Origin of the sequence: Paraburkholderia sp. CHISQ3, from assembly GCF_030464945.1 — a bacterium.
In the GTDB taxonomy this organism is placed as follows: domain Bacteria; phylum Pseudomonadota; class Gammaproteobacteria; order Burkholderiales; family Burkholderiaceae; genus Paraburkholderia; species Paraburkholderia megapolitana.
On sequence record NZ_JALPRG010000002.1, the window covers coordinates 294,789 to 310,366 of the forward strand.

Genomic DNA, 15,578 nt, shown 5'->3' on the forward strand with positions numbered 1-15,578 from the left:
CCTGCCTCGATGTCCACCGTTTCTGTTTCGCTGCGCCCCGCCACTGTCGATGACGCGTCGTTGCTCGCGTCGATCCACGCCGCGAGCTGGCAGGCCACCTATCGCGGGCTGCTGCCCGACGCCTTTCTCGACAGCGAAGTTGCGCAAGAACGCGCGGCCTACTGGTTCGACCGGATGAACGCGCCGGGCGCCGAACGGCGCATCGTGCTGATCGCCGAACGTGACGGCGAAGCGATCGGCTTTGTCTGTGTGGAACGTCAGATCGACACGCCTTGGGGCGTCCTCCTCGACAACCTGCATGCGCTCCCCGCGCATCAGGGGATCGGCGCGGGCAAGCTGCTGATGCGCGCCGCCCAGGACTGGGCACGCGCTCAGGGCGCGGTACAGCTCTATCTATATGTGCTCGAAGGCAACACGCCCGCGATCCGCTTCTATGAGCGCCAGGGCTGGCAGTTCTCGGGCGCGGAGCCCGATCAGATGGGCGGCATCGATATCACCGCGCTGCGTTATATCTATCGGCTCGATCGAGCAACGGCGACCTGAGTTTCACAGGTCGCCCCTCCGCTATCGCACCTGAAAACCCGCGGCTAGAAACGCGTCTCGCGCGCGACGCGTAAAAACGTATCGAGCAACGGTGTGCAATCGAGCAGCTCCGGCCCACCCGCACGATGAAACTCCGGATGCCACTGCACGCCCACCACGAACGGCGCACGCCGGTAGCGCACGGCTTCGATGATGCCGTCGGTCGCCGACACGGCTTCGATGTTCAGATCGCGCCCGAGCGTCTTCACCGCCTGGTGATGGATCGAGTTGACGATCGCCTCGCGCCGGCCCGGGAACATGTTCGCGAGCGTCGAGCCATCGGGGAAATGAATCGAGTGGCGATGCTGGTCGTAGTGCTCGTTGACGTGCACGGCGGCGGTCGGCACATCGGTGGCGATGTCCTGATACAGCGTGCCGCCGAACGCGACGTTGATGAGCTGGCACCCACGGCACACACCGAGCACCGGTTTGCCCGACTCGACGAACTCGTGCAGCAGTTCCAGTTCGTACATATCGCGCACGCGGTCGCCGGGCCATTCGGGATGCGTCGCGGCCTCCGTGTACGACTGCGGCGAAACATCCGCACCGCCTTGCAGCAGCAGCCCATCGAGATGCTTCGCGTAATCGCGCAGACGAATGTTGCTCGGGTGCAGCATGCCCTGATGACCGACCGTCGGGATCATGAACACGAGCACATCACGCGACATCACCCAGTGCGCAATCGATTCCTCGAGGTATTGCAGCGTCTTGCCGCGCAATCCCTTCGCACCGGGCTCAGGATGGAAGATCCGTGCGGAGACACCAATGCGTAATGTGCGTTGCGTGATGCGCTGGCCGGCACGATCGAAGATGCGCCGCGCCCGCGCCGCGACGATCCGTCCAAACACCGACCACGCGGAATCGGCCTGCTTCAGGTACGCGGGCTGGCCTGGCGGTATCGCATTGGGCGGCGGCGGATTCGATGCGCTGAAATCCGGCGCCGCGCCGAAACCGGGTGGCGGTGCACCGGCGCGCGCAGCGGATGCGGCTGCCGCGGTTTCCCCAGGGACATCGCTGGTACTGGCCTGTTCCGCCCCGGCCGCCGACACCTCGCCGGGGCTCGCGCCGGCATTTGCGGTTGCTTCCGCGCCGGCACCCTGGTTCGCATGTGCACCGCCGGTCCGCGCGCGCACCTCGGCTTCCTGCCTTGCAGTCGCCTGTGCAGCGGAAGCACGCGCTTCGGCCGCATCTTGCCGCTGCGCGGCGCCGGGATCGGCAGGCGTGACGTTCGAGGCACTGACGGGTGAATCGGTCGATGACGCTTCGGTAGCGGCTTGCACCGGTGGTGTAGCAGACGGAGGTGGCGCCGGCTTCGCGGCATCCGGGTGGGCGGTGGAGGGAGAGGGGGTGCCCGGTACGGCAGGCTGATCAGGTTTGTTTTCGCTCATGGCGGTGGCACAGGCGCGTCTGGACACGCGAACGAATGGATGTGAACCCATTATCCTTCAGCCAGGAGTGCCCGGCAAACCAGCACACAATTGCTCACATTAGTGTGTTTCTGTCACATGACGACCGTCACAGCCTCAGCCGGGCCTGCCTGGGTAGTACTTCGGTGGCACCTGGCTGGCAACCCGCTTCACGGATCAGGCTGTTCCTCGAACGTTTCGCGCAATGCGATCTGCAACGTCGCGTGAATTCTCACGCACCAGCGCCACAGCAATGCCACCAGCAATGCCGCGCACAGGAGTACGGCGACGAGCAGACCGGTCGGCGGCAGAATGCCGCCCGATAGCGCCGCCACCAGCAGGAATACCCCCACCATCGAGACGATCGGCACGAGGTCGGAAATCGCATAGCGGATCGCGCTCGTGAAGCGCCCCGCTTTCGCCGGCTGTACGCTGACTTCCGCGAGCAACAACGCGAGCGATTTGGTCTTGCGATAGACCGCGACGAGAAACGGCAGCGACACCAGCAGCGCCCCGCTCCACAGCACGACGCGCTGCAGTGGCTCCGAATTCACCCAGTGCGCAAGGAAGTCGCTTGCATGCGGCGCACCATACGAAACGCCGAGAAAAATCGCCGCGACGAGTGCGAGGTTCACTGCGATCTGCAGCACGATCCGCCGCGTCATGCCGAGCAGCGTCGGTTCGTTGCTCGCGGGCCGCAAGCTACCAAGCCATTGCGAGTACATACCGAACACGTTGGCCAGCGTAGCCGGCATCGCGCGGCCAAGACGCTGCGTAATCGGATCGGCGGCGCGGATCAGATATGGCGTGAACAACGTGGTCAGCGCCGACACGGCCACCGCGATCGGATACAGAAACGCGCTCGTCACCTTCAACGTCAACCCAAGCGACGCGATGATGAACGAGAACTCGCCGATCTGCGACACGGTCATGCCGACGCGCATCGCGGTACGCCCGTCCTTGCCCGCGAGGAATGTGCCGAGGCCGCACGACACGATCTTGCCGACGATCACCGCCACCGTGATCACCGCAATCGGCCATGCATAGTCGACGAGGATGCGCGGATCGAGCATCAGGCCGATCGTCACGAAGAAGATCGCGGAGAACGCGTCGCGCAGCGGCGCGATCAGATGCTCGATGCGATGCAGGTGCCGCGACTCGGCCATGATCGCGCCGATCAGGAACGCGCCGAGCGCGATGCTGTAGTCGAGCTTCACGACCAGCAGACAGAAGCCAAAACAGAAACCGAGCACCGATACGAGCAGCATCTCGTCGCTGCGCGAACGCGCCACGTAATTGAGCGCACGCGGCACGACCAGAATGCCGACCACCAGCGACACGGTCATGAACAGCAGCAGCTTGCCGAGCGTCATCAGTGCAACGCCCGCGCTGAGTTGACCGGTCTGCGCGATGCCCGACAACAGCACGAGCATCGCAATCGCGAGGATGTCCTCGACGATCAGAATGCCGAACACGAGTTGCGCGAAGTTCTCGCGCTTAAGACCCAGTTCGGAGAGTGCCTTGACGATGATCGTCGTCGACGAGATGGCGAGGATCGCACCGAGAAATAACGAATCCATCGGGCTCCAGCCGAACGCACTGCCGATCTCGTAACCGATCCACAGCATCAGCACGATCTCCGAGAGCGCCGCGACGATGGCGGTCGCGCCGACCCGGAACAGCTTGCGCAGACTGAATTCGAGCCCCAGCGAGAACATCAGGAACACCACACCGAGTTCGCCGAGCGTCTGGATGGTCGCCTCGTCGTGGATCAACTGGAACGGCGGCGTGTACGGCCCGATGATCACGCCCGCCGCGATATAGCCCAGCACCACCGGCTGCTTCAGGCGATGGAACAGCACGGTGACGACGCCGGCAAACGCCATCACGACCGCCAGATCCTGAATGAAGCCGATTCCGTGGTGCATGGGCGCCTTTCCTTACAAAAAGTAATGTCGAGACCGAATAGTAACGCACGTGTGCGACGTGCCGGACTTAGGCCGTCCGGCATCCTGCGCACGGCCTAAGTCATCTCAAGGAATGTTTTTGACAGACTGGACGTCTGTGAAATATCACAATAATATCTATCGCATATTCAATCTGGAGTTCAGTCATGTCGCAGGTGTCGTTCAATGTCGTGAGCCGCTCGGGAACGAGCGCCCCGTCCACCGTCGATCTCAACCGGTTGACGATCGCCGGTTGGGCCGGCCGCGACCAGGCGGCGATCGAGCATCACATCGCCGAACTCGCCGCGCTCGGCGTCAAACGCCCGTCCACGACACCGCTCTTCTACCGTCTCGGCGCCGGCCTGCTCACGCAGGCGGAACAGATCGACGTGGTCGGCACGAAATCGAGCGGCGAAGCCGAGTGCGTGCTGGTCCATAGCGCCGACGGACTGCTCGTGACGATCGGCTCCGACCACACGGACCGCGAAGTCGAAGCCTACGGCGTAACCGTATCGAAGCAGATCTGCCCGAAGCCAGTAGCACGCGATGCGTGGCGCTTCGACGACGTCGTCGGCCACTGGGATCAGTTGCAGTTGCGCGCGCATGCCGTACTGAACGGCGAGCGTCGCCTGTACCAGCAAGGCAGCGTGGCCTCGCTGCTCGCCGCCGCCGATCTGCTCGAACGCGCACCGGTGCCGGCCGGCGCGGCGATGTTCTGCGGCACGCTGGCGGTGATCGGCGGCATCGTCGGGATGGGAGACGGCGATGCGCTCGAACTCGAACTGCATGACCCCGTGCTGAACCGCACGCTGCGCCACGCGTATCGCGTGCGCGCATTACCCATCGTCGAATGAGTCTTTCATGAACCTCACTCCCGCCGCTTCCGCCGAAGCCAGCGCGCTGCGCAAGATCACCTGGCACATCATGCCGTTCCTGTTTCTGGTCTATGTGCTGTCGTATCTCGACCGCGTGAACATCGGCTACGCGAAGCTGCAGTTCACCGGCGACCTCGGCCTGTCGAATGCAGCTTATGGGCTCGGTGCAGGGATCTTCTTCTTTGGTTACTTCGTGTTCGAGGTGCCGAGCAATCTGCTTTTGAAGCGCTTCGGCGCACGCGCCACGATTGCCCGCATCACGATCCTGTGGGGCGCGCTGTCGTGCGCGATGATGTTCGTGCATTCGGAGACCACGTTCTATGTGCTGCGTTTTTTCCTCGGCGTCGCCGAAGCCGGTCTCGTGCCGGGCGTCGTGCTGTATCTGACGTTCTGGTTTCCGTCCGACCGGCGCGCGCGGATGGTCGCCGTGTTCATGGCGGCGATTCCGGTGGCGGGCATCATCGGTGCGCCGTTGTCGGGGTTCCTGATGTCGGCGCTGCATGAAGCGCACGGACTGCGCGGCTGGCAGTGGATGTTCCTGATCGAAGGCATTCCGTCGATCCTGACCGGCTTCTGGGCGCTCGCCGTGCTGCGCAACAGCCCCGCCGACGCCGCCTGGCTCACCGCCGAAGAAAAGCACGCCATCCTCGGCCGGCTCGCCCGCGAAAACAGCGTCGCGGCCGCAGCGGGCGCGGAACACAGTCTTGCCGTCGCGCTGCGCTCCAGTCGCTTCTGGCTGCTGACGCTGATCTACTTTTGTCTCGTCACCGGCAATGCGGGCTTCTCGTTCTGGTTGCCGCAGATCGTCAAGGACCTCGGCGTGACGAACCTGCTGACGAACGGCTTCGTCACCGCGATTCCCTATCTCGCGGCGGGCATCGGCATGATCCTGATCGGCCGTTCGTCGGATGTGACGGGCGAGCGTCGGTGGCATTACGCGGTGTGCTGCTTCCTTGGCGCGGCTGGGTTGATCGGCAGTGCGTCAGTCACGAACTCGATTCCGCTTGCCGTAACCGGTCTGTCGATCGCGTACGTCGGCATCCTCGCGGGCTTCGGCATTTTCTGGTCGATGTCGACGACGTTTCTGCAAGGTACGGCTGCGGTCGCCGGCATTGCCGTGATCAATTCGATTGCGAATCTGGCCGGCTACGTGAGCCCGTATGTGCTCGGCATCGTCAAGGATGCGACGCATAGCGTGACTTACGGCTTGCTATTGATCGCTGGTGCATTGATCGTCGGTGGACTTGTCACGCTCGCGATGCCGCGCGTGAAGGTACTGCACGGTGCGACGAGTGCGGCGTAATACTCACACCGCAGCTCGCAGCGCCGACAGCGCGGTGAGTCCGCGGGCCCGCTGCGCCCTGTTTGCCGCGCAGCCGTGTTCTACAATGCGGCCACACCGACCGCACTCCTTTTCATGACGCTCCCGCAGACTTCCCGCAGCGCTCGCCCCAAGCCACAGAACGCCGCGAGCCTCGCCGAACAGGCCTACGATTTCGTCAAGCGCGAGATCATCACGATGCGTCTGCGCCCAAGCGAAGTGCTCAACGAAGCCGAACTGATGGCGCTGACCGGCATCGGTCGCACTCCCGTTCACCAGGCGCTGCACCGGCTCGTTCACGAAGGCATGCTCACGATCATGCCGCGCAAGGGCATCATGGTGCGCCCGGTCTCGCTCGACGACGTGCTCGCGATCATCGATGTGCGGCTCGTCAACGAGAGCTACTGCGTCGAACTCGCGGCGCGCCATGCGCAGGCGCAGGATTTCGAAGCGATGGAAGCGCTGCTCGAACGTTCGGCGGTCTGCGTCGCGGCGCATGACGTCGAAGGGATGATGGACATCGATCGCGAGTTCCATCTGGCCATTTCCGCCGCCTCGCGCAACGCGGTGCTCGCCGACATCCTGCGTGGACTGCATGAACGCTCGCTGCGTTTCTGGTTCATCTCGCTGTCCGAGCCGCACCATCTCGAAGACGTCCACGACGAGCATCTCGAACTGTTTCGCCTGTTGCGCGAACGCGATGCGGACGGCGCGCGCCAGTCCGTGCAGCGTCATATCGAAGCGTTCCGCGCGACGCTTTTCAACCGGATCTGAACGACCATGACCACCGATTTCACACCTTTCCCGCCGCTCGCCCAACTCGCCGCCGATCTCTCCGCCGGTCGCACCACGAGCCGCGCGCTCGTCGAAACCGCGCTCGAACGGATCGCCGATCCGGCAGGCCAGGGATCGACCGTCTTCATGCATGTCGATGCCGACAGCGCCCGCGCGGCCGCCGATGCGCACGACCGTCTGCGCGCCGCGGGCACCGTACTGTCGCCGCTCGCGGGGATTCCGGTGTCGGTGAAGGACCTGTTCGATATCGAAGGCCAGGTGACGCGCGCGGGTTCCCGCGTGCTCGCCGATGCGCCGCCCGCCACCGCCGATGCCATCGCCGTCGCGCGGCTGAAGCGTGCGGGAGCGGTGATCGTCGGGCGCACCAACATGAGCGAGTTCGCGTTTTCAGGGCTTGGGCTCAATCCGCATTACGGGAATCCGCTGTCGCCGTACCGGCGCAGCGAACCCGGCGACGAACGGATCTCGGGCGGGTCTTCGTCGGGCGCGGCGGCTTCGGTCGCCGACGGCATGGCGGCGATTGCGCTCGGCACCGACACCGGCGGCTCGATCCGCATCCCGGCCGCGCTGTGCGGTCTGACCGGCTTCAAACCGACCGCCGAGCGGATTCCGAAGCAAGGCGGCGTGCCGCTGTCGTCAACGCTCGATTCGTTCGGGCCGATCGGCGTGTCGGTCGCGTGCTGCGCGCTGGTGGACCGGATGCTGGCGGGGCTGGAACCGCGTGTGCCGGCCGCCCGGCCGCTCGAAGGCGTGCGCCTCGGCGTGTTAACCAACTACGTAACGGACGGTGTCGAGCCGGCGGTCACCGAAGCTGTCGATATGGCGCTCAAGCATCTCGAAGCCGCCGGCGCGATCGTCAAGGAAGTCCGCTTCGCGCCGCTCGACCGCCTGGCGGAAATCAACCGCTTCGGCTTTTCGCCGATCGAAGCGTACGCCTGGCACCGGCCGCTGCTGGAAAAGCATCGCGACCTCTACGATCCGCGCGTGCTGGTCCGGATCCTGAAGGGACAGCCGGCCAGCGCCGCCGACTATCTTGACCTGCTCGCCGAACGCCACGCGATGCTGGAAGCAGCCCGCGCGCTGTGGCAGCGCTTCGACGCGGTGGTCGCGCCGACCGTGCCTGTCGTGCCGCCGCGCGTCGCCGACCTGATCGACGACGATGAGGCATTCGGTCGCACCAACGCGCTGATCCTGCGCAATCCGAGCGCGTTCAACTTCCTCGATACGTGCGCGCTGTCGCTGCCCTGCCACCGGCGCGGCGATGCACCGGTCGGCCTGATGCTGGCGGGCGCCCCGCACAACGACGACGCGCTGCTGGCCCTCGGCCGGGCCGCCGAGGCCGTTCTGACGACGATCCGTTAGACGAAAGGCGCGGTGGCCCGGGTTCGCGCTAGAATCGCGGGCACCCGCCTGGGGGAGCTCCCCCGGCATTCACCGACCGCCACACGATCGATCCATGAACAACGACAACGCCGTCCTGCGCCGCGAGCGCTCCCTGCTGGTCCTGCTCGGTTTCATCTGTCTTGCGCTGGTGGCCGGCGCGCTGTACCTCCAGTACTTCAAGCACGAAGACCCGTGCCCGCTGTGCATCATGCAGCGCTACTTCTATCTGCTGATCGCGATCTTCGCGTTCCTCGGCGCGCGGCTGCGCGGCTGGCGCGGCGTGCGCCTGCTCGAACTGCTGGCCGTGCTGTCGGCGGCAGCCGGCATCGCTACCGCGGCGAAACACGTCTACGTGCAGGCGAACCCGGGGTTTAGCTGCGGGTTCGACGCGCTGCAACCGGTCGTCGACAGCCTGCCGCCCGCGCACTGGCTGCCCGGCGTGTTCAAGGTGGCGGGCCTTTGCGAAACCGCCTATCCGCCGATTCTCGGCCTGACGCTGCCGATGTGGTCGCTGCTCGGCTTCGTCGTCGCGTTCGTGCCGCTCGTGCGCAGTCTCGTGCGTAACCGGCGCCGCATCAGCTGATTCGGGGTTGCCGCCCGGCGCGCTCGTTGCCGGACGGCCTGTCCGCTGTACTGCCGGTCGATGTGGGGCGGCTGCGGCGGAGCCCGCGATGCCGGCGCCGCGGGGTCAGCGGCGTTTGCGTGGCCGCGCAGCGTTGACAGGTCCGGCGTCACCGCTTTGACCCGGCCCATTCCGCGGCCTTTCCTGTCTCCGGCCAACCGCTTCACGTCACTTTCCACCGCCTTTCGCCCCTTCCCGCCCCCACGCAACTTCCGCCGCGCGGGCGAATCGTACGGTTGTCATGACCCGCGGCTGATAACCCCCATTACCGGCAGGGAATCCTTTCCACGCGCGGTGGTGCTATCTTCGGGCATGGATGGCGATCTACGTGCGCGAGGCCGGCTACGGCTCGACCTCATGCGTAACGCGCGCCCGGTCCGCAATGTCTTTCGGATTCGCCATGACAACGCAAACCATCCGTTTCTATTACCGTGGGGCCCTCCGTGAAGTCACGGACGTGCCCGCTTCGTGCACCGTGCTGCAGCACCTGCGCGAAGACCTGCATTGCACGGGAACGAAGGAAGGCTGCGCCGAAGGCGATTGCGGCGCGTGCACGGTGGTGGTCGGCGAGCTGGGTCCGCAACGCTCGCTCGCGCTGAAAGCGGTTAACGCCTGCATCCAGTTCCTGCCTACGCTCGATGGCCGCGCCCTCTTCACTATCGAAGACCTGCGCGCCGCTAACGGCGCACTGCATCCGGTCCAGCAGGCTTTGGTGGATTGTCACGGCTCTCAATGCGGCTTCTGTACGCCCGGCTTCGCGATGTCGATGTGGGCGCTCTACGAAAACCAGCCCGCCGACGCCGGCCTGCCAACACGCGATGAAATCGCCGCCGCACTCTCCGGCAATCTGTGCCGCTGCACCGGCTACCGCCCGATCGTCGATGCCGCGCAGAAAATGTTCGACTACACGCAATACCCGCGCGTCGCGCTCGATCGCGCTGCGGTGTGCGCTGCGCTCGAACCGGTCCAGCGTCGCCACGCCTTCACCTATACCGCCCCCGACGTGCGCGGCACCGCCGCCGGTTCGCCGACGTTCCATGCGCCGGTCGACCTCGACGGCTTCGCGCAGTTGTATGCGCAGCATCCTCAGGCGCGCGTGCTGGCCGGCGGCACCGATGTTGGCCTGTGGGTCACCAAGCAGTTTCGCGACCTCGGCGACATCCTGTACGTCGGCAACGTGGCAGCGCTCAAGACCATCGAGCGCGATGCGCAGACACTCACCATCGGCGCGGCGGTATCGCTCGAAGCGGCCTACGCCGCACTCGCCGTCGATTACCCCGAAGTCGCCGAGCTATGGGTCCGCTTCGCCTCGCTGCCGATCCGCAATGCGGGCACGCTCGGCGGCAATATCGCGAACGGCTCGCCGATCGGCGATTCGATGCCCGCGCTGATCGCGCTCGGTGCGCAGGTCGTGCTGCGCCATGCGCGCAAAACGCGCACCGTGCCGCTCGATGCGTTCTATCCCGGCTACCGGAAAACGGCGCTCACGGCCGGAGAATTCGTCGCGGCGATCCGCGTGCCTCGACCGGCTCCCACACTGCGCTTTCGCACCTATAAGGTATCGAAGCGCTACGATCAGGATATTTCGGCGGTGTGTGCGGCGTTCGCACTGCGCGTCGACGGTGACACGATCGTCAACGCGCGCATCGCGTTCGGTGGGATGGCGGCGGTGCCGCAGCGTGCGGCCCAGGCGGAAGCGGTGCTCACAGGCGCGCCTTGGGATGCGGCCACCGCCCGTCGCGCGATGGATGCGCTCGCCGCCGACTATCAACCGCTGACCGATATGCGCGCGTCGGGCGCCTATCGTTTGAAGGTGGCGCGCAATCTGCTGTGGCGCTTCCATCTGGAGACGCGCGACAACGCGCCGCTTGGTCTGCACGACGTGAACGCATTTGCGTTCGGCACGCGTGACGTGCATGACGCAGCCGACGAAGTCACGCTCGCGAAGGAGCCTCAGCCATGAGCTCGCGCATCGACACTTCTACTGCAGACGACGCAAACCACGCGTCGATCGGCGTGTCGCTGCCGCATGAGTCGGCGCAACTGCACGTGAGCGGCGAAGCGCACTACACCGACGATCTACCCGAACTGCACGGCACGTTGCACGCGGCGCTCGGCCTCGCGCGCCATGCACATGCGCGCATCGTCTCGATGGATCTCGCCGCCGTGCGCGCCGCGCCGGGCGTCGTCGCCGTGCTGACAGCGAGCGACATTCCAGGTGAAAACAACTGCGGCCCGGTACTGCACGACGATCCGATTCTCGCCGACGGCGAAGTGCAATATCTCGGCCAGCCGGTATTCGTCGTGATCGCGCAGAGCCACACGCTCGCGCGCCGCGCAGCCGCGCTCGCCGCAAGCGAAGACGTGGTCCGTTACGAGCCGCTCGAAGCGGTACTCACCATCGCCGAAGCGAAGGCACGTCAATCGTTCGTGTTGCCGCCGCTGCATCTGACTCGCGGCGCACCCGCCGCACGTATCGCGGCGGCGGCTCATCGCATGACCGGCACATTCGAAGTAGGCGGCCAGGAGCAGTTCTATCTGGAAGGGCAGATCGCGTATGCGGTGCCGCAAGAGATGGATGGCATGCTCATCTACAGTTCGACGCAGCATCCGAGCGAAATGCAGGCGCTGGTCGCGCACATGCTCAACCTGCCCGCGCATAACGTGGTCTGCGAATGCCGGCGGATGGGCGGCGGGTTCGGCGGCAAGGAATCGCAATCGGCGGTGTTTGCCTGCGCGGCCGCGCTCGCTGCCCGCAGGCTGAATCGACCGGTGAAGTTGCGTGCGGATCGCGACGACGACTTCACGATCACCGGCAAGCGCCACGACGCTGCGTACGAATACGAAGTCGGTTTCGACGACGACGGTCGCATCGCCGGCGTGCGCGTCGAGATCGCGTTGCGTGCAGGCTATTCCGCCGATCTGTCCGGCGCCGTCGCGACACGCGCCGTCTGCCATGTCGACAACGCGTACTACCTGTCCGATGTCGATATCGTCGCGCTGTGCTGCAAGACCAACACGCAGTCGAACACGGCGTTTCGCGGCTTCGGCGGCCCGCAGGGCGCGCTCGTGATGGAAGTCATGCTCGATGACATCGCGCGACAGTTGCAGCGCGATCCGCTCGACGTGCGGCGCGTGAATTACTACGGCGTCGGAGAGCGCGATGTGACGCCGTACGGTCAGCGCGTCGAGGACAACATCCTCGCGCCGCTTACCGACGAACTGCTCGCGACGAGCCAGTATGAGGCGCGCCGCAATGCAATCGCCGCATTCAACGCGACGAGCCCGATACTCCGGCGCGGCATTGCACTGACGCCCGTGAAGTTCGGCATCTCGTTCAACGTGCCGTTTCTGAATCAGGCCGGCGCGCTTGTTCACGTGTACCGGGACGGCTCGGTGCTCGTCAATCATGGCGGCACTGAAATGGGCCAGGGGCTCAACACCAAGGTCGCTCAAGTGGTTGCACACGCGTTCGGCCTGCCGTTGTCGCGCGTACGCGTGACAGCCACCGATACATCGAAAGTCGCGAACACGTCGGCAACGGCGGCATCGACCGGCAGCGACCTGAACGGCAAGGCCGCCGAAGCAGCCGCGCACATCATTTGCGAGCGACTGGCCGCGTTGGCCGCGCAACAACTCGGTGGCGAAACGCAGGACGTGCGTTTCGCAGACAGCACAGTGCACGCGAACGGCGCATCGATACCGTTCGCGCAACTGGTCGAGAGCGCGTACCTCGCACGCGTGCAGTTGTGGTCCGATGGTTTCTACGCGACGCCGAAAGTCCACTGGGACGCGAAGACGTTGACCGGCCATCCGTTCTACTACTTCGCGTACGGTGCGGCCGCATCGGAGGTCGTCGTCGATACGCTGACCGGCGAATGGAAGCTGGTGCGTGCCGACCTGTTGCACGACGCGGGTCAATCGATCAACCCGGCCATCGATATCGGCCAGGTGGAAGGCGCGTTTATCCAGGGCATGGGCTGGCTCACCACCGAAGAGCTCTGGTGGAACAGCGACGGCCGCCTGATGACGCACGCGCCCTCCACCTACAAGATTCCCGCCGTAAGCGACACACCGGCTGCGTTTTACACGCGGCTCTATCGCAACGAAAACGCCGAGCCGACCGTGTTCCGTTCGAAGGCCGTCGGCGAGCCGCCGTTGCTGTTGCCGTTCTCGGTGTTCCTGGCGCTTCGCGATGCGATCGCCGCAGCCGTGCCTCACGCGAAGCGCGCGCCGCCGCTGCGCGCGCCCGCGACGCCGGAGGCAATACTCGACGCGATCGAGGCACTCGGTGCGCCGCCACAGGAACAGGAACATCAGGAACCGAACGCGGCCGGCGCGGCGACACCGCCGTCAGCAAAGACGGCCGATACCGCCGTCTAGTCGCATCGACCGTACCTAACCGCCCACCCGGATACCTCGTGCGGGCCTTACTGGAGAATGCCGGATGCAAGCCTGGCTACCCGATCTGCAACAACTGCTCGCGCACGGCGATGCTGTCGTGCTCGTCACGGTGGCGCGTGCCGAAGGATCGGTACCGCGCGGGGCCGGTACGAAGATGATCGTCACGCGCGATTCGGCGCGGCATACGATCGGCGGCGGCCATCTCGAGTGGAAAGCAATCGAGAGCGCTCGCAAGGTGCTCAAAGACGGCATGCGCACACCGCGCATGCGTCGGCTCGAACGCTTTGCGCTCGGCCCGAGCCTCGGCCAATGTTGCGGCGGTGCGGTCGTGCTCGCGTTCGAGCGGCTCGATATCGGCGATCTCGGTTGGGTCACGTCGCTGGCAAAGCGCATCGCGGCCGGGCAATCGATGGTGCGTAGCGTATCATTCGGTCCCGCCGCGGATACCGCCGCAGCGGACGCCGTGCTGCTGTCCGAACCGGAACCCGGTGTGGAAAGCGCGGACTGTCTGCTGTGGGACGGCGCCGGCTTCGAAGCGAGCGGCGCGTTGCTGACCGAAACCATCGCGCCGCGCGACTTCTCGGTGGTGTTGTTCGGCGCGGGTCACGTAGGTGCCGCACTCGTGCGTGTGCTCGCCACCTTGCCTTGTCACGTGCGCTGGGTCGACGAGCGCGACGCGCAGTTTCCGCCACCGGAAACGCTCAACGCGCCAAACCTGACGATCGACGCAAACGATGCGCCCGACGCCGCCGTCGACGAAGCCGCACCGAACACGTATTTCATCGTGATGACGCACAACCACCAGGTCGATCTCGAACTCGCCGAGCGCATCCTGCTGCGCGGCGATTACGGGTTCTTCGGCATGATCGGCTCGCACACGAAACGCAAGCAGTTCGAGCACCGGCTTGCCGCGCGCGGCATCGACCCTGCGCAGATCGCGCGGATGAAGTGCCCGCTCGGTGTGGATGGGATCGTCGACAAGTCGCCGGAAGTCATCGCGGTTTCCGCGGCTGCGCAGCTGTTACAGGCCGTCGAAGCGAATGCGCCTGCCGGGCCTTCCGCCGCGGCGCTGGCCGCAGCCGGGCGAATTGCACCTGACATCGGATAAACCGGAGCTGCCCCTCCGGATATGCATCTGTTTTCAATAAACCAAACCTGCCCCCGAAGAATCGAAGATGACTACAACGATCGCACCCACTCTCGCCGACAAGGTTGCACGCGCACCGAAGGCCGAACTGCACATTCATATCGAAGGCTCGCTCGAACCCGAGCTGATCTTCCGGCTCGCCGAGCGCAACGGCGTAACGCTGCCGTACGCATCGATCGATGCCTTGCGCGCGGCGTATGCGTTCACCGATCTGCAATCGTTTCTCGACATCTACTATGCAGGCGCGAGCGTGCTGCTCACCGAGCAGGATTTCTACGACATGACGATGGCCTACGCCGAGCGCGCCCTCGCCGATCATGTCGCGCACACCGAAATCTTCTTCGATCCGCAGACGCACACCGAACGCGGTGTATCGATCGATGTCGTGGTCGCGGGTATCGAGCGTGCGCTTGCCGATGCGGAAAAGCAGGGCCTGTCGAGCAAGCTGATCCTGTGCTTCCTGCGCCATCTGTCCGAAGAAGATGCGCTCGCTACGTTCGATGCGGCGCTGCCGCTTTTCGAGCGCTATCGCCACCGGTTGATCGGTGTCGGTCTGGATTCGTCGGAGCGCGGCCATCCGCCGTCGAAGTTCGAGCGCGTGTTCGCGAAAGCGCGTGCGCTAGGGCTCAAACTCGTCGCGCATGCGGGCGAAGAAGGTCCGCCGTCGTATATCTACGAAGCACTCGATCTGTTGAAAGTGGATCGCGTCGATCACGGTGTGCGCAGCATCGAAGACCCGGCACTCGTCGCGCGTCTCGCCGATTCGCGCGTCGCACTGACGGTGTGCCCGCTCTCCAACCTGAAGCTGTGCGTGTTCGACGATCTCACGAAGCACACGCTGAAGGAGTTGCTCGATCGCGGTGTCGCCGTCACCGTGAATTCCGACGACCCGGCGTACTTCGGTGGCTACGTGAACACCAATTACTTCGCAATTATCGAAGCGCTGAAGCTTACCGATACCGAGGTCTACACGACCGTGCGCAACAGCTTCGAAGCATCGTTCGTCACGCCGGACGAGCGCGCGGCGCTGATTGCAAGGCTCGATGCGCATTGGCACGGCGATGGCGCGCAGTAACTGCGCGCACTTAGGTCACCGA

The 15,578-nt window shown here is 65.1% G+C and carries 12 protein-coding genes; 10 read left to right on the forward strand and 2 right to left on the reverse strand.

All coding sequences use genetic code 11. From position 1 onward, the window contains the following. Nucleotides 1-9: 9 nt before the first annotated feature. Nucleotides 10-543, forward strand: a complete 534-nt coding sequence (locus M0D65_RS05050; RefSeq protein WP_091011648.1) for a GNAT family N-acetyltransferase — start codon at nt 10-12, stop codon at nt 541-543. Between the two features lie 44 nt (nt 544-587). Here M0D65_RS05050 and M0D65_RS05055 read toward each other — a convergent pair whose 3' ends face one another. Both M0D65_RS05055 and M0D65_RS05060 read right to left on the reverse strand, forming a co-directional pair. Further along, nucleotides 588-1,970: a gamma-glutamyl-gamma-aminobutyrate hydrolase family protein gene (locus M0D65_RS05055; RefSeq protein ID WP_091011474.1), complete on the reverse strand. Its 1,383-nt coding sequence runs from the start codon at nt 1,968-1,970 to the stop codon at nt 588-590. Nucleotides 1,971-2,158: 188 nt separating this feature from the next. After that, entirely contained in the window at nt 2,159-3,916 is a 1,758-nt protein-coding gene (locus tag M0D65_RS05060; protein WP_091011473.1) for a cation:proton antiporter, read from the reverse strand. 185 nt (nt 3,917-4,101) lie between these two features. Between M0D65_RS05060 and M0D65_RS05065 the strand changes: the two genes are divergently transcribed. The 9 genes from M0D65_RS05065 to M0D65_RS05105 all read left to right on the forward strand — a co-directional run bounded on the left by M0D65_RS05065 (nt 4,102) and on the right by M0D65_RS05105 (nt 15,556). Continuing rightward, the gene (locus M0D65_RS05065; RefSeq protein ID WP_091011472.1) at nt 4,102-4,788 is read left to right on the forward strand and encodes a DUF2848 domain-containing protein; all 687 of its coding nucleotides are present in this window, start codon (nt 4,102-4,104) and stop codon (nt 4,786-4,788) included. Nucleotides 4,789-4,795: 7 nt separating this feature from the next. Then, entirely contained in the window at nt 4,796-6,112 is a 1,317-nt protein-coding gene (locus tag M0D65_RS05070) for an MFS transporter (RefSeq protein ID WP_091011471.1), read from the forward strand. A 114-nt stretch (nt 6,113-6,226) separates the two neighbouring features. Continuing rightward, the gene (locus tag M0D65_RS05075; protein WP_091011470.1) at nt 6,227-6,904 is read left to right on the forward strand and encodes a GntR family transcriptional regulator; all 678 of its coding nucleotides are present in this window, start codon (nt 6,227-6,229) and stop codon (nt 6,902-6,904) included. A gap of 6 nt (nt 6,905-6,910) precedes the next feature. Further along, a complete protein-coding gene (locus M0D65_RS05080; RefSeq protein WP_091011469.1) occupies nt 6,911-8,287 on the forward strand; it encodes an amidase in 1,377 nt (458 codons plus the stop codon). A gap of 94 nt (nt 8,288-8,381) precedes the next feature. Then, the gene (locus M0D65_RS05085; RefSeq protein ID WP_091011468.1) at nt 8,382-8,891 is read left to right on the forward strand and encodes a disulfide bond formation protein B; all 510 of its coding nucleotides are present in this window, start codon (nt 8,382-8,384) and stop codon (nt 8,889-8,891) included. A 439-nt stretch (nt 8,892-9,330) separates the two neighbouring features. After that, a complete protein-coding gene (gene xdhA / locus M0D65_RS05090; protein ID WP_091011647.1) occupies nt 9,331-10,893 on the forward strand; it encodes a xanthine dehydrogenase small subunit in 1,563 nt (520 codons plus the stop codon). Further along, complete coding sequence (gene xdhB / locus M0D65_RS05095; RefSeq protein WP_266251587.1) at nt 10,890-13,313, forward strand: xanthine dehydrogenase molybdopterin binding subunit; 2,424 nt, start codon at nt 10,890-10,892, stop codon at nt 13,311-13,313. The genes xdhA and xdhB overlap by 4 nt, the downstream gene beginning before the upstream one ends. Before the next feature lie 64 nt (nt 13,314-13,377). Beyond that, nucleotides 13,378-14,442 (forward strand): xanthine dehydrogenase accessory protein XdhC, encoded by a 1,065-nt coding sequence (gene xdhC, locus M0D65_RS05100; RefSeq protein WP_091011466.1) that lies wholly within the window; start codon nt 13,378-13,380, stop codon nt 14,440-14,442. 67 nt (nt 14,443-14,509) lie between these two features. Next, entirely contained in the window at nt 14,510-15,556 is a 1,047-nt protein-coding gene (locus M0D65_RS05105; RefSeq protein ID WP_091011465.1) for an adenosine deaminase, read from the forward strand. The last annotated feature ends 22 nt before the right edge of the window (nt 15,557-15,578 follow it).

Bases quoted from the DNA above. Each gene is read 5' to 3' on its own strand.
- M0D65_RS05085 (WP_091011468.1), top strand. From the start codon at position 8,382: ATGAACAACGACAACGCCGTCCTGCGCCGCGAGCGCTCCCTGCTGGTC.
- xdhB (WP_266251587.1), top strand. From the start codon at position 10,890: ATGAGCTCGCGCATCGACACTTCTACTGCAGACGACGCAAACCACGCG.
- M0D65_RS05065 (WP_091011472.1), top strand. From the start codon at position 4,102: ATGTCGCAGGTGTCGTTCAATGTCGTGAGCCGCTCGGGAACGAGCGCC.
- M0D65_RS05055 (WP_091011474.1), bottom strand. From the start codon at position 1,970: ATGAGCGAAAACAAACCTGATCAGCCTGCCGTACCGGGCACCCCCTCT.
- M0D65_RS05080 (WP_091011469.1), top strand. From the start codon at position 6,911: ATGACCACCGATTTCACACCTTTCCCGCCGCTCGCCCAACTCGCCGCC.
- M0D65_RS05070 (WP_091011471.1), top strand. From the start codon at position 4,796: ATGAACCTCACTCCCGCCGCTTCCGCCGAAGCCAGCGCGCTGCGCAAG.
- xdhA (WP_091011647.1), top strand. From the start codon at position 9,331: ATGACAACGCAAACCATCCGTTTCTATTACCGTGGGGCCCTCCGTGAA.
- M0D65_RS05060 (WP_091011473.1), bottom strand. From the start codon at position 3,916: ATGCACCACGGAATCGGCTTCATTCAGGATCTGGCGGTCGTGATGGCG.
- M0D65_RS05050 (WP_091011648.1), top strand. From the start codon at position 10: ATGTCCACCGTTTCTGTTTCGCTGCGCCCCGCCACTGTCGATGACGCG.
- M0D65_RS05105 (WP_091011465.1), top strand. From the start codon at position 14,510: ATGACTACAACGATCGCACCCACTCTCGCCGACAAGGTTGCACGCGCA.
- M0D65_RS05075 (WP_091011470.1), top strand. From the start codon at position 6,227: ATGACGCTCCCGCAGACTTCCCGCAGCGCTCGCCCCAAGCCACAGAAC.
- xdhC (WP_091011466.1), top strand. From the start codon at position 13,378: ATGCAAGCCTGGCTACCCGATCTGCAACAACTGCTCGCGCACGGCGAT.